This is a genomic window from Bacillota bacterium (assembly GCA_040757085.1).
Classification (GTDB): domain Bacteria; phylum Bacillota; class Sulfobacillia; order JACIYH01; family JACIYH01; genus JACIYH01.
This window is the reverse complement of sequence record JBFLXJ010000017.1, coordinates 311,192-332,041: the sequence shown is the minus strand read 5'-3', so window position 1 is coordinate 332,041 and position 20,850 is coordinate 311,192. Positions and strand designations below refer to the sequence as shown.

General features: G+C 65.7%; 18 protein-coding genes and 1 pseudogene. 3 read left to right on the top strand and 16 right to left on the bottom strand.

What is annotated here, in order from left to right; translation table 11 throughout:
- Window positions 1-31: 31 nt before the first annotated feature.
- Window positions 32-781 (top strand): DUF438 domain-containing protein, encoded by a 750-nt coding sequence (locus AB1446_06790; GenBank protein ID MEW6546604.1) that lies wholly within the window; start codon window positions 32-34, stop codon window positions 779-781.
- A gap of 515 nt (window positions 782-1,296) precedes the next feature.
- Here AB1446_06790 and AB1446_06785 read toward each other — a convergent pair.
- The 8 genes and pseudogenes from AB1446_06785 to polX form a co-directional block, all read right to left on the bottom strand.
- Window positions 1,297-1,518 carry a hypothetical protein gene (locus tag AB1446_06785; protein ID MEW6546603.1) on the bottom strand — a complete coding sequence of 74 codons (222 nt, stop codon included), beginning with the start codon at window positions 1,516-1,518 and terminating at the stop codon, window positions 1,297-1,299.
- Between the two features lie 66 nt (window positions 1,519-1,584).
- Window positions 1,585-1,707 (bottom strand): annotated as a pseudogene (locus AB1446_06780) (NAD(P)H-dependent oxidoreductase).
- A 28-nt stretch (window positions 1,708-1,735) separates the two neighbouring features.
- Entirely contained in the window at window positions 1,736-1,900 is a 165-nt protein-coding gene (locus AB1446_06775) for an NAD(P)H-dependent oxidoreductase (protein ID MEW6546602.1), read from the bottom strand.
- A 48-nt stretch (window positions 1,901-1,948) separates the two neighbouring features.
- Window positions 1,949-3,196, bottom strand: a complete 1,248-nt coding sequence (locus AB1446_06770; protein ID MEW6546601.1) for a flavin reductase — start codon at window positions 3,194-3,196, stop codon at window positions 1,949-1,951.
- Window positions 3,197-3,219: 23 nt separating this feature from the next.
- On the bottom strand, window positions 3,220-3,780 hold the full coding sequence (rbr, locus tag AB1446_06765) for a rubrerythrin (GenBank protein ID MEW6546600.1): 561 nt from the start codon (window positions 3,778-3,780) through the stop codon (window positions 3,220-3,222).
- 46 nt (window positions 3,781-3,826) lie between these two features.
- Window positions 3,827-4,210 (bottom strand): desulfoferrodoxin, encoded by a 384-nt coding sequence (locus AB1446_06760; protein MEW6546599.1) that lies wholly within the window; start codon window positions 4,208-4,210, stop codon window positions 3,827-3,829.
- Window positions 4,211-4,672: 462 nt separating this feature from the next.
- Window positions 4,673-6,898 (bottom strand): copper amine oxidase N-terminal domain-containing protein, encoded by a 2,226-nt coding sequence (locus AB1446_06755; protein ID MEW6546598.1) that lies wholly within the window; start codon window positions 6,896-6,898, stop codon window positions 4,673-4,675.
- Between the two features lie 500 nt (window positions 6,899-7,398).
- On the bottom strand, window positions 7,399-9,156 hold the full coding sequence (polX, locus tag AB1446_06750) for a DNA polymerase/3'-5' exonuclease PolX (GenBank protein MEW6546597.1): 1,758 nt from the start codon (window positions 9,154-9,156) through the stop codon (window positions 7,399-7,401).
- A 101-nt stretch (window positions 9,157-9,257) separates the two neighbouring features.
- Between polX and AB1446_06745 the strand changes: the two genes are divergently transcribed.
- A complete protein-coding gene (locus AB1446_06745; GenBank protein MEW6546596.1) occupies window positions 9,258-9,851 on the top strand; it encodes a ribonuclease H-like domain-containing protein in 594 nt (197 codons plus the stop codon).
- A gap of 64 nt (window positions 9,852-9,915) precedes the next feature.
- On the opposite strand, the gene AB1446_06740 is transcribed toward AB1446_06745, so the two are convergent.
- The 8 genes from AB1446_06740 to AB1446_06705 all read right to left on the bottom strand — a co-directional run bounded on the left by AB1446_06740 (window position 9,916) and on the right by AB1446_06705 (window position 19,435).
- A complete protein-coding gene (locus AB1446_06740) occupies window positions 9,916-10,935 on the bottom strand; it encodes a GNAT family N-acetyltransferase (protein ID MEW6546595.1) in 1,020 nt (339 codons plus the stop codon).
- A gap of 126 nt (window positions 10,936-11,061) precedes the next feature.
- Window positions 11,062-13,620, bottom strand: coding sequence for a phenylalanine--tRNA ligase subunit beta (locus tag AB1446_06735; GenBank protein ID MEW6546594.1), 2,559 nt, complete (start codon window positions 13,618-13,620; stop codon window positions 11,062-11,064).
- A 66-nt stretch (window positions 13,621-13,686) separates the two neighbouring features.
- Entirely contained in the window at window positions 13,687-14,667 is a 981-nt protein-coding gene (gene pheS, locus AB1446_06730) for a phenylalanine--tRNA ligase subunit alpha (GenBank protein ID MEW6546593.1), read from the bottom strand.
- A gap of 536 nt (window positions 14,668-15,203) precedes the next feature.
- Complete coding sequence (locus tag AB1446_06725; GenBank protein ID MEW6546592.1) at window positions 15,204-15,980, bottom strand: RNA methyltransferase; 777 nt, start codon at window positions 15,978-15,980, stop codon at window positions 15,204-15,206.
- Window positions 15,981-16,082: 102 nt separating this feature from the next.
- Window positions 16,083-16,442 carry a 50S ribosomal protein L20 gene (gene rplT / locus AB1446_06720; GenBank protein ID MEW6546591.1) on the bottom strand — a complete coding sequence of 120 codons (360 nt, stop codon included), beginning with the start codon at window positions 16,440-16,442 and terminating at the stop codon, window positions 16,083-16,085.
- Window positions 16,443-16,495: 53 nt separating this feature from the next.
- Complete coding sequence (gene rpmI, locus AB1446_06715; GenBank protein MEW6546590.1) at window positions 16,496-16,696, bottom strand: 50S ribosomal protein L35; 201 nt, start codon at window positions 16,694-16,696, stop codon at window positions 16,496-16,498.
- A 20-nt stretch (window positions 16,697-16,716) separates the two neighbouring features.
- Window positions 16,717-17,202 carry a translation initiation factor IF-3 gene (gene infC / locus AB1446_06710; GenBank protein ID MEW6546589.1) on the bottom strand — a complete coding sequence of 162 codons (486 nt, stop codon included), beginning with the start codon at window positions 17,200-17,202 and terminating at the stop codon, window positions 16,717-16,719.
- Window positions 17,203-17,293: 91 nt separating this feature from the next.
- Window positions 17,294-19,435, bottom strand: a complete 2,142-nt coding sequence (locus AB1446_06705) for a diguanylate cyclase (protein ID MEW6546588.1) — start codon at window positions 19,433-19,435, stop codon at window positions 17,294-17,296.
- 210 nt (window positions 19,436-19,645) lie between these two features.
- Here AB1446_06705 and AB1446_06700 point away from each other — a divergent pair, with 210 nt between their 5' ends.
- Entirely contained in the window at window positions 19,646-20,803 is a 1,158-nt protein-coding gene (locus AB1446_06700; GenBank protein MEW6546587.1) for a cysteine desulfurase family protein, read from the top strand.
- Window positions 20,804-20,850: the final 47 nt, after the last annotated feature.

The following is a 20,850-nucleotide window of genomic DNA, read 5'->3' as shown; positions in this document are numbered from 1 at the left end:
AACAGCGGGTGGCTTCAAGGAGGTATGCGAAATGGAGAAAGTCGAACGTCTCACGGAGGTACTGCGCAAGCTGAACACTCCCGGCGCGCCCGAGGCCGTGCGGGAGGAGGCCAGGGCGCTCTTGCGGAAGATCAATCCGGCCGAACTCTCCCTGGCCGAGCAGAAGCTGATCGAGGACGGTGTGGATCCCCAGCAGTTGCGGCACCTGTGTGCCGTCCACCTGGAGGTGCTGGACGAGCAACTGCAGGACGTCCGGGGCAAGCTCACCCCCGGCCACGTGCTGGACACCCTGTACCGGGAGCACGACGAGATCCTGCACTTCCTGGACCTGCTCGATAGCGTGAACGAACGCATCCAGAAGGAAAAAGAGTACGACCCTGCCAACCCCGCCTACGAGATGCTCCGCCACCTGGGCGAGCACCTGGTGGCGGCGGAAAAGCACCACGCCCGCGAGGAAGAGGTGCTCTTCCCCGAGCTGGAGAAGCGGGGTATCACGGGACCGCCGCGCATCATGAGGCTGGAGCACAACAACCTCCGGCCCCGCAAGCACCGCCTGCTCGAGTTGGCCGAGACCGTGTCCGGGATGGAGTTTGCCCGCTTCCGGGAGGAGATGGCCCAGGTCACCACCTACGTGGGCTTCCACCTGCGCGACCACATCTACAAGGAAAACACCATCCTCTTTCCCACCGCGCTGGAAGTCATCACCGACGAGGCCACCTGGGCCGAAATGAAGTCCAGGTGCGACGCCATCGGGTACTGCTGCTTCACCCCTACCCATTGAGCGCAGTCACCCGGACCAATGGCGGAAGGGCGGCTAGAAACAGGGGCCGGCTCCCCATGCCGGCCCTTGATCTGTTGTCACTTTTGGCATCTACACAATAAAAGAACGGCGCAGCCCGGACACGCGTTGCTCGCGGCCCCAACGGATGGGTGCTGCCCGGTGCCCAAAGCGGTATCAGGAGAGGGAGCGCCGCCGATCTCGCCATAACCCACTGCAGGAAGGTTCCCCTGCCAGATGCACACGCGAACCCTCCCCACGCTACACCACAGCTGCCCGGCAACCTCACCCACCGCAAGTAGCCCGTGCCTTTCCATTAACTCCGCCCGACGCCTCCTCACGAGCTCCACCCCCGAAGCACCGCACACCGGGTGGGCCGGGGTAAACGGCCCCATCAAAACACCCGCGTGACCGGGCACACGCCCTTCAGCCGGCGCCGTGCCGCGTCAACACTTCCTGGACCCGCGGGGCAAACTCAGATCTCCGGGCAAGTTTCAGCACCGCAACAGCGCATGCGTTCACTGCTTCCCCTCCCCCACCGGAAAGGCATCCCGCCGCACGAGCCAGCTCCCCCAGGCCTCAGCACGGGCAAGCAGATCCCCCCGGCCCAAGAATTCACCCGCACCCTCCAGCCGCGCAAAGCTGAGGTGCCCGAGGTGGGCCATGTTCATTACCTTGCCCAGTATTCGCAGCACCAGGGAAGCGCACTCGAATTGATCCCGCCGATCAAGAGCAGACACCAGCACGCCCCCAAGCCGCTTCCCCGACCCAGCTGCAATCCGAGGCCTGCCCAGCACGTACTTCGCCGCCCAGAAACACTGGAACCGCTCCACAAAAGCTTTGGTGAGAGCGGAAACCGTGCCAAACTGGATCGGTGAGGCGACAACAAGCACGTCACATGCCTCTACGCGTCCGTACAGACCCTGCATGCCGTCAGCTAGTCGGCATTCCCCCGTCTCATGGCACCACCCACACGCGAGGCAGGTGGCTGAACCGCAGCTGCCGCAGCCGCACAAGCTCCACGCTGGCCCCGGCCGCAGCAGCTCCCTCCAGCACCCCCCGGAGCAGGATCTCGCTGTTGCTCTCCACACGGGGGCTCCCGCTCACCCAGACGACAAGCACGGCCCGCCCCCACCACCCAAAGCGCGGGGCACCACACGCCAGCAGGACTCACCCAGCGTCAACCGCCACCCAGCTGCCGCGCTCGAGCCCCAGCCGCAGCCTGACCCCGCACCGGCCGCACACCTCCTCTTGCCCCACCCGGGGCGAGGTACCGAAGTCGACTTCCCACCCACACACGGGGCAGAACAGCACCACCCGGAACTCGCCGGCTTCCATCTCCTCGATCAGCCGGCGGAATATGTTGACGTGCCCCATTTCCGCCCGCGCCTGGGCCCCGAACATCTCCCGCAGGCCGGGATCCTTCACTTCCCGGGCAAAGGCCAGGTAAGTGTCCCGGGCGGTCTCTTCAAACTCCAGGTTCATCTTCAGGTAAAGCAGCGCCCGGGCCAGCCCCGACCCCTGGGGCAGCCTGCCCAACAGGTACCGGACGGCGTCGTCGACGTGGTCCCCCTCGGTGCGCATGACCCCTTCCAGCACGCGTACCAGGGCAGGGAAGGGCAGATCCTCAAGCTGCGCCCGGTAGCGGCGGTTGGCCCCGTACTCAAGGTTGAGCGCGGCTACCACGTCCAGGGTATCCAGGTCATCGACATCAGGCCGCCCCCTGCTCCGCCGGTAATCGGAATAAGTCAGGGGAGCAACGTCCCGGAGCACCTTGCCGCCCACCACGTCGGCCACAAACAGGGTGTGAGTCCCCACGTCGGTGCTCATCTCCGGACGGACCCGGCACTCCAGGTAGGCCACGCCGTCCGCCACCACCGGACACCCGGTAAGCGGGCCCGGGAAGTAGTTAACATCCTTCAGTTTGTCCACCTGGCGCCCCGACTGGAAACCGAAGTGCTTCACCAGCCAAAAGTTGCCCCTGCCCAGCACGGTGACGGCCAAGAGGCCGCTTTGCTTGACCAGATCGTGGGTGAGGTTGCGGTGATTCAGCCCCACCGCTACCCGGGGCGGATCGCCGGTGACCTGGATAACGGTGTTGCAGGTTTGCCCGTTTTGCCTCTCGCCGTCCCGGGAGGCCACCACGAACAGCCCGTACGAAATGGCAAACAAGGCCTTCTTGACATCCTCCCCGTCCGCGGCCAGGGGGGCCACCGGAGCGGCTGCCCCTCCCACGGGTACCCCCGCCGCCACCGGGGAAGCCACCTCTCCCACGGGGGGAGTCACTGCCCCGGAGGCAGGCGCCGTCTCGACGATTTCCTCAAACTCGCTGGCCGGAGCCCCGCACACCGGGCACACTTCCGGCGGCACCGGACCCTCGTGCACGTATCCGCACACCCGGCAACGCCACTTCTTCACCTTCGCACCCCCACCCCCGCCGCTCAGTAGTTCTCCGCGGCAGGCTCGTAAAAGGCACGGGGGTGGGCGCAGGCCGGACATACCTCGGGCGCTTCCGTCCCCTCGTACACGTAGCCGCAGTTGCGGCAGCGCCAGCGGATGGGCACCGCCCGGCGGAACACCGTACCCTCCCTCACCCGGGCCAGGAGCTGACGATAGCGCTGCTCGTGCGCTTCTTCTACCCTGGCCACCTCTTCGAACAGCCGGCCGATCTCGTCGAAACCTTCCTCGCGGGCCTCCCGGGCGAAGTCCCGGTACATGGACGTCCACTCGTAGTGCTCTCCTTGCGCCGCCGCCTCCAGGTTTGCGGCAGTGTCACCGATCAGGCCGAGAGCCCTGGCCCACAGCTTGGCGTGCTCCCTTTCGTTCTCCGCCGTCTCCAGGAAAACGGCAGCAATCTGTTCGAAACCTTCTTTCTTGGCCACCGAGGCGAAGAAGGTGTAGCGCGAACGGGCTTCCGATTCCCCGGCCAGGGCTGCCTTCAGGTTGCGCTCCGTTTTGGACCCCTTCAGTTCCACCGTCACTCCCCCTCCGGTCTCCCGCATGCTGGAGGTGACCCCTGTCCGCCTCACCACGCGGGCCTAAGTAAACCTAAAAGGTTGCCTTCCACAAGCCGTGGAGGTTACAGTAGGCCCGCACCGTCCCTCCCGCCGCCTGCCCCCCGAAGAGAACCTCGGGAGCATCGCCGGGCCGCAAGACCTTGCGGCACACCCGTCCGCCCGCCAGCACCTCGACCCACTCGATGTAGTGCTTTTCCTCCATGGGGTGCGGCACCGAACCCACGGTCACCTTGATACCCTCGCCCGCCCCCTCCACCACCGGCACGTGCTTCTCCCGGTACTCGTCCTTCTCAGTCCTTTCCGGAAGAAGCTCCATCGGCTGGCCACAGCAAACTAGTGTACCCTTGCCGGTATGCAAGACTTCGACCACGTTCCCGCAAACGCCACACCTGTAAACCTGATTCAGGGCTGTCACAACTGCATCCCCCCTACCGGCACTTGCTTCCAGCATTCGACACATTGCCACCACTTTCCTGTCCAGAACAACGCAAATCCGCCGGAAGCGCAGCGCCGATCGTCACCATGGAAACGCATTGCAGGGGCACGCCGATTGTTATGCGACGCTGGCCGAACCCTCACCGCGGTTTCCAGGGTCCCTTGTTCCCTCACTAACCGGTAGGATGTGTCACAGAGGGTGCCTTGAGCCCCCACATGGCCGGGAACAAAGCGGTTTTGCCCGACATGGACCCGCCCTAGCCTGCGCCTCACTCAGCCTGACCGCGCTGGCGCTGGCGCTTACCGCCCCCACCCTGTGCGACACCCACATCCCCCTGTCTCTCTCGTGCAACGTTCGCCATGGTAACCCCGTCTGCGGGGCACCGCAAGGGGCTGCCGCGACACCCTTCAGGCAAAGGGACAGGCTGCCACCAGCGTGCAGCTACCTTCCCAGCGCCACCACCGCATAACAGCGCACCTCCGGCACCGTGAAGACAATCGTGCCACCCTCAAGCTTCCAGGGCAGCACCGTCTCCGATGATCCATCTTTCCCGTCGGGGGTCATCAGTTTCAGGGTCATGCCCGAAACATCCGCACCAGCAGGCACCGTCAGCTTCAGCGTGATGCTGGTTTGGGGCTGAAAGTCGTGCCGCGAATAGTCGTAGGCATAGTTAACGAGATGGACGACCCCGCCCCAGGGAGTGACGTAGGGGAACACGCCGAGGGATGGCGAGGCGTCGGTCTCCAGCCCGGGGTTAACCCCCATCTGCCGCAAGAGCAAGCCGACCTGGCCGATGGTACCGGGCTGTACCCGCAGGATCTTTCCACCGGAAGACGCATAAGCCGAGAGGCTTTGTCCGGCAGCAAGGCACTTGTGCAGTGGAGGAACCACCACGGCCGAATACCGCTGCAGATCCTCCCCCGACACCCCGCCAGCAGCCAACTCGCCGTCGCCGAGGAATAGCACATCGTAAGGGATGTGCTGCTCCTGCATCGCCTTCGTCAAGTCCAGGTAGCTTTGCCAGGCATTCCACTCAAACAGGGTCGAACCCAGATCGTAGAGCACGGCCACCCTGGCCAAACTCTTGGCCTCCGGCGTGTACACCTCCGGGTGCGCCCGCAAGAAACGCGTGTACGGGGCGATTTCTCCGGCCGGCAAGGTGAAGCTGCCCGCGCCCATGGTAAAGGCGTTGTGAGGCAGCATGACCGTCCCCCCGCAGGAGAGGGCTTCCGCCAGCCAGTGACGCCACAGGCCGTAGTCCTGAGGGGAGAGGGTTGCCAGGGTGTAAATATCCGGGAACCCGACCATAGGCTTGGGACCGACGATGGACTTGGCCAGAAGGTACAGGCCGGCCTGCTTTCCCTCCGGTAAAGCCCCCATGGGCAGCTCGGAGACGACGAGGTCGAGGAGGGGCAGGATGGGTTGGTAGCTCGGGCCGAACTGGTAGGCGTTGCCCGCGATGATCAGGTTGGGTCCGCCCTGCTCTTTGGCCTGCCCCACCAGCTTCTTGAGATACGAGATGCGGCTGGCGTACATGAAACGGAGATACTCCTGGAGAAGCTCGGGGTTGGGGTCGTCATAGGCGGACTTGATCCCCCTGGCAGCCAGGTAACGCCCGTAATCGAAATTGTTGATGTCGCTTATGCCGAATTTGGCCACCAGGACGTCCGGAGAGAATTTTCGGGCCAGATGATCTCTGAAACCGGCCATGGTATCCCGCGAAAAATTGCCCCCGTAGAAGACACTTACTGCCGGCCCCTGCAGCCCGTCGATGAGGATGCCATCGGCGCCGCCGTCGATGTGCTCCTTGACCATAGTCTCGAGGTAGTTTTGCCAGGCCGGGCTGTTATGGTCCATGTAGGCGGACCTTATCTTGTTGCTGCCGAGGTCGAAATAGACGATGGAACCATCGTTTTTCCTGCTGGCTCCCGCCTCGATGAGCGCTGGGTCAAGTCCCTTCCAGCCTTCCTCGCTGAGCCACTGTGAGCCTTGGTCACTGGGGAGGTTGGAGAGCACCCGGTAACCAGCCCCATGGAGCTGCCGGACGTAGGCTTCATCTTCAGGATTGCGGCCCCAGAAAAACACCGACCAGGCCGTACCAGTGGCGCCCACCTCTTTCAGATAGTCGAGTGGTGGTTGATCAAAAACCCAGAGGCTGTATGGGTTGGCCCAGTCCGCCCTCGAGATGACAACGGTGTGCGTGCGGGGCTCCCAATCCACCTTGTACCCGAACGCCTCGGCCACAAACCTTGCCGGCAGGTAGGTCCGGCCCTCCTTCACCAGGGGGGCCACCGGGATGGGCTTTTCTTCGCCATTCACCACCACGACGGGCCTGCCTATGAAAAGCTCCACCCTCTTGCCAGGAAACGTAAGAGTTACCCGCTGCAGGGGACCCTCCCACCCCACCAGAGCACCCATAGGCTCAGCCAGATATCTAACCGGGACATAGGACCGATCTTCTTTGACGAACGGCGAGGCATCCATGAGCCGCTCTGCACCGTTAACGAAATACCGCCTCTCCCCGATGGTGAACCTGATTTCCATCGCCTGCGTCGGCACGGTGTCAGCCAGAGCCCGGTCCGAGCCAGCCAGCGCAGAAAAAAGCGCTATCCAGGACGCAAGGCCCGCAATCAGCAGCCACCGCACAATTGAACTCTTCCGGCTCACTCCGCCCCACCTCCGTCACACCATGCTGATCGCCCGGGCACCGTTCTCCGGATGATTCATAACGATAACAGCCCGCCGCCCAAAGCTTCGGCCGACGGGGACGGCAGCGGAAAAACGGACCACCTTAACAGTATGCCCGCTGTGCACGATTACGCCGGGCCACCTGGCGCCTATTGCCTTCGCGGCAGAAACGCTAAATCCTTCCGGCGCACGAGCTTGACTTGGAGGTCCCACCCCCCACCCGCTGTATACGTTTCGGTAGACTCGGTATCGGTAACGGCTCACGTTTTTCCACGCGGCCATGCCGCAGCATCGACAACTTCATGTGGCAAGTTGCAGAAGCGTCGGCTAAGAAGGTGCCATGCGGGAAGTCAAGTAATCCGGAAAGGGCAAAGGCCCGCTGAACTACCGATCGGAACGAGTCCAGGTGGCGAGACAAGCAGCTCTTGCCCTTGCGCGAGCGGATTCGGATTCGGGGGCAGCTCCTCCCGGGACTGCACTCAGTCGTGGTGCGTGCCTCGTTTCTTGAGGAAGGAGAGCACAGAATCGGGGTCGCCGCAGTTCAGCACGTGCTCCTTGTTGAGCCAGGCGCGGCGAGCCACCTGCACGCCGAAGTGCATGTCGTCCAGGCCCCCCGCGCTGTGGGCATCGGTGTTGATGACCAGCGGGATGCCCCACTCCAGGGCTGCTTCCCGGGCCAGTTCATCGCAAAGGTCCAGGCGGTCGGGTGAGGCGTTGATCTCCAGGGCTTTCCCCGTTTCCGCGGCCACCTGGAAAATGTGTTTGACGTCCGCCGCATACTCCGACCGGCGCCCGATGAGGCGCCCGGTGGGGTGCCCCAGGACGTCCACATGAGGGTTCCTCAGCGCGCGCTCGATGCGGGCAGTCATGGTAGCCGCGTCCTGACGGAAACCGCTGTGCACGGAGGCCACCACCACGTCCAGTTCGGCCAGCACCTCGTCTTCCAGATCCAGCCGGCCATCGGCAAGGATATCCACTTCGATCCCCCGCAGCAGCCGGAAATCCACACCTTCCCGCTCCCACTTGCGGTTAAGGGCCTCGATCTGGGCTCCCTGGCGGGCCAGGCGCTCAGCGTCCAGCCCGTTGGCCACCGTCAGGCTGCGCGAGTGGTCGCAAATGGCCAAGTACCGGTATCCACGAGCCATGGCCGCACGCGCCATTTCCTCCAAGGAGTTCCCCCCGTCCGACCAGTCCGTGTGACAGTGCAGGTCCCCCTGCAAATCGTCCTCCTGGACGAGGCGGGGCAGCTTCCCCTGCGCGGCTGCCTCGATTTCCCCCCTGTCTTCCCGCAGTTCGGGCGGGATGAACTCCAGCCCCAGATGGCGGTAAATGTCGGCTTCCTCTGCCACCGGCAGGCGCCGCTCATCGTCGGTGAAGAGACCGTACTCATTGAGCCGCAATCCCCGTTCCCGGGCCCGGCCGCGCAGGCGCACATTGTGCTGGGCAGACCCGGTGAGGTACTGCCAGGCGCAAGGGAATTCCTCCCAGGAGACGACGCGCAGGTCGACTCCCAGCCCGAAACGGGTCCTGACCTGAGACCTGGTCTCCCCCTGCAGCACCACCTCGTCCACCACCGGCATGTGCACGAAGAAATCCATCACCCGGGCCGGCTCTCCCGAGGCCACCACCAGGTCGACATCCTTGACCAGGTCTTTTCCTCGCCTGACGCTCCCCGCTATTTCCACCCTTGCCACCACCGGCAGGCTGGCCAGATATGCCGCCAGTTCCCGAGCGACAGGGTATGCCAGGCCCAGGGGGCTTCGCTCCAGGCGCACGCGCAGGAGCTCGATCCCGTGCAGGATGGCTTCCTCCTTCTTGGCCCCCAGCCCGCGGATGGTCCTCAGGCGGTGTTCGCGGGCGGCGGCTTCCAGCTCACCCAGGGTGGTGATTCCCAGCGCCCGCCAGATTGTTCCCACCGTGCGGCCTCCCACCCCAGGGATGTCCAGCATCTGACGCAGCCCGGCCGGTACCTCCTGTCGCAGCCGCTCCAGGGCCCGGCACGTGCCCGTAGCCAGGATCTCCTCGATCTTGGCAGCCAGCGCCTTGCCCACGCCGGGGATCTGGGTAAGACGGCCTGCGGCGGCCACATGTGCCACCTCTTCTGCCCAGCCCCGCAGGACCTGGGCAGCCCGCCGGTAGGCCCTCACCTTGAAGGCGTCCTCACCCTTGATCTCGAGCAGGTCACCGATCTCTTCCAACAGCCACGCCACCTGGTAGTTGGACGCTTGCTGCGTCATCCTTGGCCCCTCCTTCCGAGGAAGGAAACCGGCTCCTCTCGTGGAAGAGTCTCCGAGGAGGCTGCCCTTGCCGTGGCAAAGCCTCCGGGGAGGAATAAGAAGTGCCGGTTACTCCCGCGGTTCCCGAGGTACTTTTCTTCGACCTGGAGACCCAATTCCTCTTCCAGGAAGTAGGTGGATACTTCCCGGAAAAACTGCGCCTGGCCTGCGGGGTGGTCTGGAGCACCCGCCACCGGCAGTTCGAACACTACCTGGAAGACCAGGCCGCCCATCTGGTGGAACGCCTGCGCGGGGCCGATCTGGTGGTCGGTTTCAACGTGCTGGCGTTCGATTACCGGGTGCTCGCCCCCTACGCGGAGGACCGGCTCGACGGGGTGCCCACCCTTGACATGCTTCGGGAACTGGAGGCACGCCTGGGATACCGGGTGAGTTTGGCCGCTCTGGCCCTGGCCACCCTGGGCCGGGGTAAGATGGCGGACGGCCTCCAGTCCGTGCAGTGGTTCCGCCAGGGACGCCTCGACCTGGTGATCGAGTACTGCCGGGGTGACGTCCAGGTAACCAGGGACCTTTTCGAGTTCGGGCTCCTTCACGGCTATCTTATGTTCCCCGACCGTACCGGCCAGAAACGCCGGGTGGAAACCCCCTGGGGGGCCAACCAGGTCCTGCGCCAGCTCTGGGAACGGGCCACCGCCTGACCTGCCCCGGCCGGCACATATACAACATCCCCGCCCCGTACCGTCCCGGGCACGGGGCCTGCACTCAAGGTGAGACGGGCGGAGCGCTGCGGCGGTCCCACAGTCGGTAGTCGCAGTGAGTGTCACCCTGCATGAGAGTGCTCCGCAGGGACCGCCCGAACGCGGGGTTGAACCCCCGGGCAGAGTACTCCCCCATGCGGCAGCATAGCACATATCCCAGGTCAGCAGCATCGAGCTCCCGAAACTTCTCCGCCCACAGGCAACGGGAGACACGCAGCACCGCAGTGGCCCCTTCGAACCTCACTCCGCACGTCACCAGGGGGTTACTCAGGAAGCGCAGCCGCAGGTAGGTGTCCAGATCGTCTTTGCCCAGTTCCTGGGCCCGCTGCCTCCAGCGGCGCCGGTGCAATTGGGCAAGCCCCCGGGCCGCCACCTCGACCGCCGCGGGTCCGAAGTGGCGCTGCAACTCCCGCAGCATGGCCACCATTTCCGCGACGCTGGCCCCCCGCACCCGGTGGTACAGGCGCTCCTCCACCGTCATCTCCTGCAGCTTCGTCCCGGGCGGATAAAGCTGTTTGCGCAAGAGGGCTCTGGGCATCTGCGCTCCCGCCCCGGCCCCCACCGCGGCGCCGGTGCCCGCTCCGCTGTCGGTGCCGGCCCCGCCCGCAGCCCCCTCCCCCCAGTCCACCGCCACACCCCCGGGAATCACCTCAAACCCCAGACTGCGGTGGAAAGCAAGGGACTCGGGGCCGAGGGGACCGGTGATGGCGGACACGGTGTGGCACCCCCGCTCCTCCACGGCGGTAAAAAAGGTTTCGTACAGCCGGCGTCCCACCCCCGCGCCTCGCCGGTCGGGGTGCACTCCCGCCAGGTGGATGTACGCCTCCCCTGGTCGCGCTTGGGACACGAACCCCAACAGGAACCCTATCAGCTCGCCGTCTTCTTCGGCCACAAAGCCGGTATCGGCAAAGTGCAGGAAGTACCCCGGGGCCACCTGGCCGGCCCAGGAAATGTCCAGCCACCCCGCTATGGCCTCCGAAACGGCTCCGTAATCCCGCGGCTCCAATTGCCTGATCTGGTACACGGCCGGGCACCCCCGTTCTATGTGAGGGAGAATTCGCCGCCCCGGCCGTCCCCACCTACCTATCAGGGCCGGACCAGCAGGTACCAAAGTCGGGATCGGCAGCCGACGCCCGGGTGCGGTTTCGCCCTAGCGGAGGGTAGCACCCAGCTCGATCTCCAGGGCGCGCCTCACCCCGGCGTGGATCTCATCCACCTCCCGGTCGGTGAGGGTTTTCTCCGGTGAGCGGTACACCAGGGAGTATGCCAGACTGCGGTGACCGGGCAGGATACCCTCCCCCCGGTAGACATCGAACAGCCGCAGGCTCTCCAGGAAGGGCCCGCCGTGGCGCCTGATCACTTCCTCGGCGCGGGCGGCCGGGATGTGATCGGCCAGCATGAAGGCTACATCGCGGGATACGGCCGGGTAGCGGGGTAGCGGCCGGTAACGCCGCTCCTCGGTGGCCAGGGCCAGGATTGCGGTGAAGTCGAGTTCGAACACCGCCACCCTGCCCTCCACTTCGTGGGCGCGGGCCGCCCGCGGGTGCAGTTCTCCCACCACGCCCAGCAGGTGCTCTCCCACCGTCACCCTGGCCTGCCGTCCGGGGTGCAGGAACGGCTCCCCGGCCCGGGTGAACTCGGTCGGGCCCACGCCCAGGGCATCCAGCAGGTACTCGACCACGCCCTTCATGAGGAAGTAGTCGGTCTCCGGAGAATCCCCGCTCCAGTGGCCCTCCCGCCACGGGCCGTACGCCGCCCCCGCCACGTGGAGGCGCTCGGCGGGGAGTTCCCGGGGCGGCAGTTCACGGGGCAGGTACACCGCCGAGATCTCGAACAGCCCGGCCCGCGGCACCCGGTGGGCCTGGTTGTGGGCCAAGCAGCCGAGCAACCCGGGGATCAGGCTGGTGCGCAGCACGCTCCACTCCACGCTGAGAGGATTGCGTACGGTAAGAGCCCGCCGGCGGGGGTCATCTCCCTGCAGACCCAGGCGGTCAAATGCCTCGGGGGAAATGAGCGAGAAGGTCAGTGCCTCCGAGAACCCCGCCGCGGCCAGCACCTGGCGGGCCCGTCCGATGAGGCGCTGCTCCCGCGTGAGGTAGCCTGCCGCGGGCGATCCCGCGGGCAGGGTTGAGGGTATGCGCTCGTATCCGTAGATACGCGCCACTTCCTCGATGAGGTCGATCTCCCCCACCACGTCGCCCCGCCAGGTGGGAACCGCCACCTCCCATCGCTCGTCTTCGCCGCCTTCTGCCGCTGCCTGCCCTCGCCCGTCCCTGGCGCCCTCCGACGCCGCCCGCCACCGCCCCCCGGTGCCGTCACCGGGTGGCGCCTCGACCCGGGCCGACCCCGGCGGGGAAACTGCGAAACCCAGGCGGACCAGCATCTGCCGGATCTGCGGAGGCGGGATGTCCAGGCCCAGTAACGTGTGCACCCGGGCCGGCCGCAGCTGGACCTGCCGGAGCCCGTACGGGCAGGAACGCACGTCGATGGCACCTGGTACCACCCTGGCCACTCCCATTTCTTCCAGCAGGCAACAGGCCCGCCGGGAAGCGGCCAGCACCCCGGCGGGGTCAATACCCTTCTCGAAGCGGGCTGCCGCTCCCGTCCGCAAACCGAGCTGGCGGGAAGTGCGCCTGATGTTGACGGGATGGAACCAGGCCGCCTCCATCAACACTTCCCGGGTGGTGGAAGTCACCTCGGTATCTTCCCCGCCCATGACCCCCGCCAGCCCCACGGGGCGGCAGGCATCGGCGATGACCAGCATCTCCTCCGTCAGTTCCCGCTCCTGCCCGTCCAGGGTGCGAAGGCGCTCGCCGGGACGGGCCCGCCGCACCACGATGCGGTGTTCCTCCAGGCGGGCCAGGTCGAAGGCGTGCAGGGGCTGACCAAGTTCCAGCATGACGTAGTTGGTCACATCCACCACCGCCCCCAGGGGTCGCATGCCGGCGGCGTGGAGGCGGAACTGGATGGGCACGGGCGAAAATGCCGGCCGCACGTCCCGCAGGAGAATGGCTGTATACCGGGGACAAAGTTCAGCATCCTCCACCCGCACGGAGGTGAGGACGGCGGCCTCCCCGTGGGCGTCCTCCCCCGCGGACATGGCGGGCTGGTAACTGCGCGCGAACTCGGGAGGCAACCGCACCTCTCCTCCGGTCAGGGCGGCCACTTCCCGGGCCACTCCCACCATACTCTGGCAGTGCACGGCATAGTTCACGGTGAGCTCAAGTTCCAGCACCGTGTCCCTCAGCCCAAAGTACTCCACCAGGTCGGTGCTCGGAGCCAACCCGGACGGGAGCACCAGGATCCCCTCACCCTCCCGGTGCTCCTCCCCCAGCACCAGCTCCGTGGCGGTAAGGAGCATGCCTTCCGACAGTTCGCCCCCGAAGCGCTGGCTGCCTATCCGCCGCCCCCCGGGCAGCACGGCCCCGGGACGGGCGTAGGCCACCACCTGACCTGCCGCCAACCCGGCTGCCCCAGTGACCACCTGGCGGATTGCCTGCCCGTCCTCCAGCCGGCACACCCAGAGGGCCCGGGACCGGGGGTGAGGGAGGATCTCCAGGATGCGAGCGGCAACCAGTTCGGCCAGTTCCTCCCCCAGCCGGTCGATGCTCTCAACCTTCAGACCGGTCCAGGTGAGCCGCTCTGCCAGTTCTTCCGCATCCCACGGCACCTCCACATACTCCCGCAACCATCCCAGCGGAACCCGCACGGCTCTCACCTCTCGCCCGAAAACAGAATTTCGTCCCCGGTGGCAGCGCGAACCGCCCTGGGAGACTCAGATGAACTGCTCCAGGAAGCGCACGTCGTTCTGGAACAACAGCCTCATGTCGGTAATGCGGTACTTGAGCATGGTCAGCCGATCCAGGCCCATGCCGAAGGCAAACCCGGCCACGTCCTCCGGGTCGTACCCGCCCACTTCCAGCACGCGGGGATGGACCATACCGCAACCCGCCATCTCCAGCCAGCCAGTTCCGCAGGTGGAGCACCCCCGACCCCCGCACAGGGGACAGGTAGCGTCCAGCTCGGCACTGGGTTCCGTGAAGGGGAAGTAACTGGGACGCAGGCGAACCCGGGTCTGGGGGCCGTAAAGCTGGCGGGCAAACTCCTCCAGCACGCCCTTCAGGTCGGCCATGGTGACTCCGCGGTCGACCAGCAGGCCCTCCACCTGGTGGAACATGAAGGAGTGGGTGGGATCCACGGTGTCGCGCCGGTAGACCTTGCCCGGCGCGATCACCTTCACCGGCAGCCGGGGAGCCATGCTCTGCATGACCCTGATCTGCACGGGGGAAGTCTGCGTACGCAGCAGGATATCATCGGTAATGTAAAGGGATTCCTGGGCATCCCGGGACGGGTGATCCCGGGGGATGTTCAGGGCCTCGAAATTGTACCAGTCGTATTCCACCTCCGGCCCCTCCGCCACCGAGAAGCCAAGCCCCAGGAAGATGCGCTTGACTTCCTCCGCCACCTGGTACAGCGGGTGCAGAGAACCGCGGCGCACGGGTACACCGGGCAGGGTCACGTCCACCGCCTCGTCCTGCAGGCGCCTGGCCTCCTCCTCACTCTCGATTTCCTCCCGGCGGCGGGCCAGGGCCTCCTCCACGGCCCGGCGCAGGGTGTTAGCCTGGCGACCGAACTCGGGCCTCTGTTCGGGCGGCAGGCTACCCAGTTGCGTGAGGGCACGCGTCACCAGGCCTTTCTTCCCCAGATAGCGGATGCGGATCTCTTCCAGTTCCGTCAGGCTGCGGGCGCGAGCCATCTCTTCCTCGGCCTCTTTTCTCGCGCGAACCCAATCCCACTCCACGCTTCCTCACACCTCCCCACGAAAAAGTCCCGTCCTTTGCAAGGACGGGACTTCCCGCGGTACCACCTTGAATTGGACCGGCACGGGCTGGGCCGATCCCTCTCTTTGCCCCTTAACGCAGGGTGCGACCGCTCCTACTTGCGCCCTCCGGCGGCGGTGCCCGTGCTGACAGCCGTCTACCCTGGTCATCCCGGGCGTCGTCCTGGCTGGCCGCGGAGCTCACCGGCAGGGGTTTCAGGCGGCGGCTCGGGAGGGAACTTCGTCCAGTCACACCCGGGCGGGCTCCCAGTCTGCGGCCCGCCCTCCCTGCAGGGCAGGATCTGGATTACTTTCCTCCGTCAAGGCCTGGCTGGATTCGGTTGCAGGATTCTGAAGCGGCGGTACATAAGGTAGGCGGTGACGGAACCGGTCAGCTCGAAGATCCTCCACCAGAGGTCAGCAGCTGACATACCCTCGCACGCCCCTTCCCGTCGCTGTCGCCCCGGATTATATCACACGCCCCCAGGGCGCACAACGGCCTGCTGGCGTACACTTTCGTATAAAAGGATTGTTCCGGCCATGGCCACGTTGAGCGATTCCGCCCCGCCCGGCATGGGGATCGAAACCGCCACATCTGCCATCTCTTCCAGACCTCGGGAGAGCCCCCGCGCCTCATTGCCCAGCAGGATCACCACGCCCCCCGTGAGGTCAACTCCGTAAGGGGGTAACCCTCCCCGGGTCTGCGTGCCCGCCACCCGCCATCCCCGCTCCCTCAGGCGGGCCAGCACACCCCAGTCCGGCACCCGCCAGGCTTGCACCCGGAAAACAGCCCCCATGCTGGCCCGCAGCGTCTTGGGAGAAGAGAGTTCTGCCGTGCCCGGACCCAGCAACAGACCCCGCGCGCCCGCCGCCAGGCCGGCCCGGACGATGGTACCCACATTGCCCGGGTCCTGCACGTCGTCCAGTGCCACCAGTACCCCCTGCGGGGAGGTGAGTTCGCCCGGGGGCAAGGGCTGCTCGCTGAACTCCCCCACGGCCACCACACCCTGGGGAGTGACGGTCTGGGCACATGCTTCCAGGGCCTCGGGGGCCACGCACAGCAGCCGGCTACCCGCCCCCGCGGCCCGCTCCAGCAGGGGAATCCCTTCCGGATGGCCAGCCAGTTCCGGGGTATACAAAACCACAGGCAGGGCCACCCGCGCCTCCAGGGCCTCGGCCACCAGCCGGCGACCCTCGACTACCGTGAGGCCCTGCCGCTGCCGCTCATCTCTCGCTCCCAGACTCCGCACCCACCGGATCCAGCGGTTCTGGCGGCTGCGGATTTGGGGTTCTCGGGTCACCATGCCCGGCTGCGCCCCGCCCTGCTGTTTTTCGCGCCCCACGCTCCCGCGCTACGCCGAAAGAGCCTGCCGCGCCTTCTCCACCAGGTTAGCAAAGGCCTCCCCATCGCGGACGGCCATGTCAGCCAGCATCTTCCGGTTGATAGTGATGCCTGCCCGCCGCAGCCCTCCCATGAGCCGGCTGTAGGACATGCCGTTCAGCCGGGCGGCGGCATTGATGCGAGCGATCCACAGGCGGCGGAAATCCCGCTTTTTTTCCCTCCGGTGGCGACGGGCGTAGGCAAGGGCCTTCATCACCGCCTCGTTGGCCGCCCGGAAAATCCTGGATCGCCGGCCCCAGTATCCCTTGGCCAGCTTCAGTATCTTGCGGTGCCGCTTCCTCTTCGGTACTCCGGTCTTAACCCTCGGCATACACGATTCCTCCGAACGTCAACGTTTCCCCATAACCCGACGTTACGCGGGTATCAAAAGGCGTAAGGCAGCAGGCGCCGCACCCGCCTGGATTCAGCCTTTTCCAGCATCTTCGCCTGGTCGAGCCGGCGCTTGCGCTTCGCACTTTTCTTCTCGAATTTGTGGCTGGTGAACGCGTGCTGGGCACGCACCTTGCCCCGGCCGGTAACCCGGAACCGCTTCTTAGCACCACTGTGAGTCTTCATCTTGGGCATGCACGCAGGCCTCCGTTGCTTTACCCCGTGTTCTTGGGACTCAAGATCATTACCATGTTGCGTCCTTCCAGGCGGGGCGGTCTTTCCACCACCGCGAGGTCGGAAACTTCCTGCACCAGGCGCTCCAGGACCTCTCTGCCCAAATCCACGTAAGCCAGTTCCCGGCCCCGGAACATGAGAGTCACCTTCACCTTGTCCCCGTCCTCTAGGAAACGCCTGGTGTTGCGCACCTTCACTGCGAAATCGTGTTGTTCGATGCGCGGTCGCAACTTGGTCTCCTTCATGTCCCCCGTGCGCTGCTTCTTGCGAGCCTCCCGATCCCGCTTCGCCATCTCATACTTGTGCCGGCCGTAATCCATGATGCGGCACACGACGGGCCGCGCCTGGGGAGCCACTTCGACCAGGTCCAACCCCTGATCATATGCTATTTGCAGCGCCTCACGCAGGGGATATATCCCAAGTTGCTGGCCGTCGACACCGATCAGGCGCACCTCGCGCGCCCGGATCTCTTCGTTGACCCGCAGGTCCCTGTCTATATTCTTTCCCCTCCCTCCGGCGGCCTTAGCCAGTATAACACACCCAGCCGAGGCCAGGCAATCAATCCTGAATCTCGATTCCCTTGTGCCGGTACATGCGGGTATCGGCTACCCCCAGCAGGTCTTCGGGGGTCTCGCCGTCCTCGGGGTAGGCAGCCACTCCCCAGCTCATGCTGGGGACAGGCACCCTCTTCTCCCGGACGTACACCGTAGTGGGAAATCCTTCCATCACCCGGGTCATGGCCAGGTGAGCCCCTTTCAGCCCGGTGTCAGGCATGATGATGACGAACTCGTCTCCCCCGTAACGTGCCACCACGTCGGCGGCTCGCACCTGGGACTGGAGGTGCTCGGCCACCGCACGCACCACTGCGTTACCCGCGAGGTGCCCGTAGCGGTCGTTGACGCGCTTGAGCTGGTCGAAATCCAGGAATACCAGTGCCAGGGGGGCGCCCAGCCGGCGGCAGCGTGCCAGCTCGTCTTGCAACCGGGCATAGAAGTATGCATAATTATACACACCGGTGAGACCGTCCGTGACCGCCGCCCGGGTGGCATAGCGATGTTGCAGCGCCACGAAGATGTAGTCGGCCACGTGGCCCGCCACGGCCACCAAAAGTTGCAGATCGTCCTCGCTGAAAGCGGCCACCGTATTGCTCCCCACGTCCAGCACGCCTATGACCTGCTCCTGGGCCACTAGAGGGATGGCCACCTCCGAGGCGTTGGCTCCGGTGGGGACGCTGATGTACCGGGCATCCTGGCTGCAATCGTCCACCACCTGCATCTGCCCGGTGCGAAATGCCCATCCCGTCACTCCCTGCCCCCGGGGAACCCGGAATCCTACCACTTCCTGGGGATAGCCGGCCACCGCCCGCACCACCAGGTCACCGCTGGTCTCATCGGGCAACAGGACGATGTACTGGTAGCCGGGGCCCAGGGATTCATGCAGGATGTTCAGAATACGCTGCAACAGAACGTCCAGATCCAGTAGCGCCCGTGTCTCCTGGGCCACCCGGTAGACCACGGCCAGTTCCCGACCGTGCACGGGGAGGATGCGGCCAGCGGCAAACTGTCCCGGGCGCCGCCCCTTTGCGGCGTGGCGCTGGCGGACCTGGATCTCTTTCCAGAGAGGAAGACTATATCGCTCTGCCCGCTCCAGCACGGCTAGCCAGGCATCCACCACCCGCGGGCAAAACTGGATGCCGCGGGCCGCCTGCAACTTCTCTTTCACCTCGTCCAGACTGTATGAACCCCGGTAGGGACGCACGGACGTCATGGCGTCGAAGGCATCGGCAACGGCCAGGATGCGAGCCAGGAGCGGTATGTCCTCCCCGCTGAGAGAGTCGGGGTACCCTCCCCCTCCATACCACTCATGGTGGTGGCGCACCGCGGGAGCCAGGCGCCCCAAGATGGGAATTTCCTCCAGTAACCTGGCGCCATAGGTGGCGTGGGCCATCACCGCACCCCGTTCGCCGGAATCCAGGGGGCCTCGCTTGCGCAGGATGCGCACGTCCACCTCGGTGCGACCGATGTCGTGCAGGAGGGCGGCGTAGCGGAGGTCCTCCAATTCGTGGTAGCTAAGCCGCATCTCCTGTCCGATGGCCAGGGCGTATTCGGCCACGCGGGTAGAATGCCCTCGGAAGTAAGGAACCCGGGAATCAACCACTGCCACCAGGGCACGCACCGCCCCCACGGTGATTTCCTTCAACTGTTGCCTCTGTTTGCCCAGCCGGCGGGCGGTTTGCCGCAACCGGGAGATGAGGTGCACGTTGTCCAGGGCGAATCCGGCCTGCTCTGCCAGGAGGAGACAGATCTCCAGGTCCGCCAGGGAAAAACTACCGCCCGCGCCGCGCCCCAGGATGGCCACTGCCCGCGTCCCCGTGCGCCCTCCAACCGGAAGAACCAGTACCTGCCCCGCTCCCGCGGGCAGCGGCCAGCAATCACCGCCGTCGGCGGGGCCCAAGTAGGGACGCCTGTTTCTAAGCACCTGTTCCACCAGGGTTCGGGATCCCGGCGCAGGCAGCTCCGCTGCCCCGCTGCCACTCGGATCGAGAAAGGCCACCGGGCGCAGCTCGCCACCCGGTTCGGCCAGACAAACGGCCAGACCCCGATCACAGGCAGCGGCCTGGGCGAGGCCGGCTGCCAGTACATGGCACACCGCCTCGTCGTCGCGGGCGGTGGCCAGCGCCGCCAGCACCCTGAAGAGCAACTTATTCCCCGGCCCGGCCGAGTGAAGACCCTCCCTGACTCCCAAGAAATTTTACCAGATCCCGTGCCTCGCTGTGGCCTCTATTCTACCTGCGCACCCCTTTTTCCTATCCGTCACCGCGTGACGGACCCCGGACAAGTTGCGCCGCCCCCGGTGCCAGGATATGATTTCAGGGGGGCCCCGTTTCCGGGGCCCGCGGGGTGATATTCTGTGGAGGTGTACCTCGACAACGCGGCCACCACCGTGGTGCTTCCTGAAGTGGCAGATACGATGCGGGAAGTGATGGTAGATCACTACGGAAACCCTTCCTCCCTGCACCGGCTGGGCCTGGAGGCGGAGAAGCTCAGCAATCAGGCCCGGGAGAGGCTAGCGGGCGTGCTCGGTTGCGTCCCACAGGAGGTCATCTTCACTTCAGGAGGGACGGAAGCCAACGCCCTGGCCATCAGGGGCACCGCCTGGATGAGGCACGCCGAGGGACGACACCTCATCACCACGATAACAGAACATGCGTCCGTACTCCAAACTTGCCGCATGCTCGAACAGGAAGGCTGGGAAGTCACCTACCTGGGCGTGGACACCACCGGCACCGTGGACCTCAGGGAACTGGAACGCGCCCTGCGACCGACCACGGTCCTGGTAACCATTCACTATGTGAACAACGAAGTGGGGACGATTCAGCCCATCCGTGCCATCGCGGCCCTGCTGGGCACCGGCAAGCGGCGCCCCTGGCTGCACGTCGATGCCGTCCAGGCCCTGGGCAAACTCCCGGTTAGGGTTTCCGAGCTGGGGGCCGACCTGGTATCACTGAGCGCCCACAAGGTGCACGGCCCCAAGGGAACGGGCGCCCTCTACGTGCGCCGCGGGATCAGGCTGCGCCCTCTCCTGGTGGGGGGAGAGCAGGAATTCGGCCTGCGGGCGGGCACGGAAAACATGCCCGGCATAGTGGGATTCGGCCTGGCGGCCCACCTGGCAGAGCAGGCCCGCCCCCTGGCTGCCGAACACATGCGGAGCCTCAAGATAGAGATCGGTAGCCGCCTCACCACGGAGGTGCCCGGCTGCCGGATAAACGGTCCTCCGCCGGAGCAGGGCGCTCCTCACATACTGAACCTGACCTTGCCCGGCATCCGGGGAGAAACCATGGTCCACTACCTGGAGGAAAGGGGAGTATACGTATCCACCACTTCGGCATGTACCTCCCGGCGCCATCCGTTGAGCCACGTGCTCCTGGCACTGGGACTCTCGGAAGAGGAGGCAGCATGTTCCATCCGCATCAGCCTCTCCCGCCTGACCACCCGCGAGGAAATCACCCACGCGGTCACCCATATCCGTCAGGCGGCGGCAGAACTGGGCAGGCTGAGGGCGAGGTGACACCCGGGCGCGCGCCCGGCTCACCGGGGCACCGGGCTCTCGCAAGT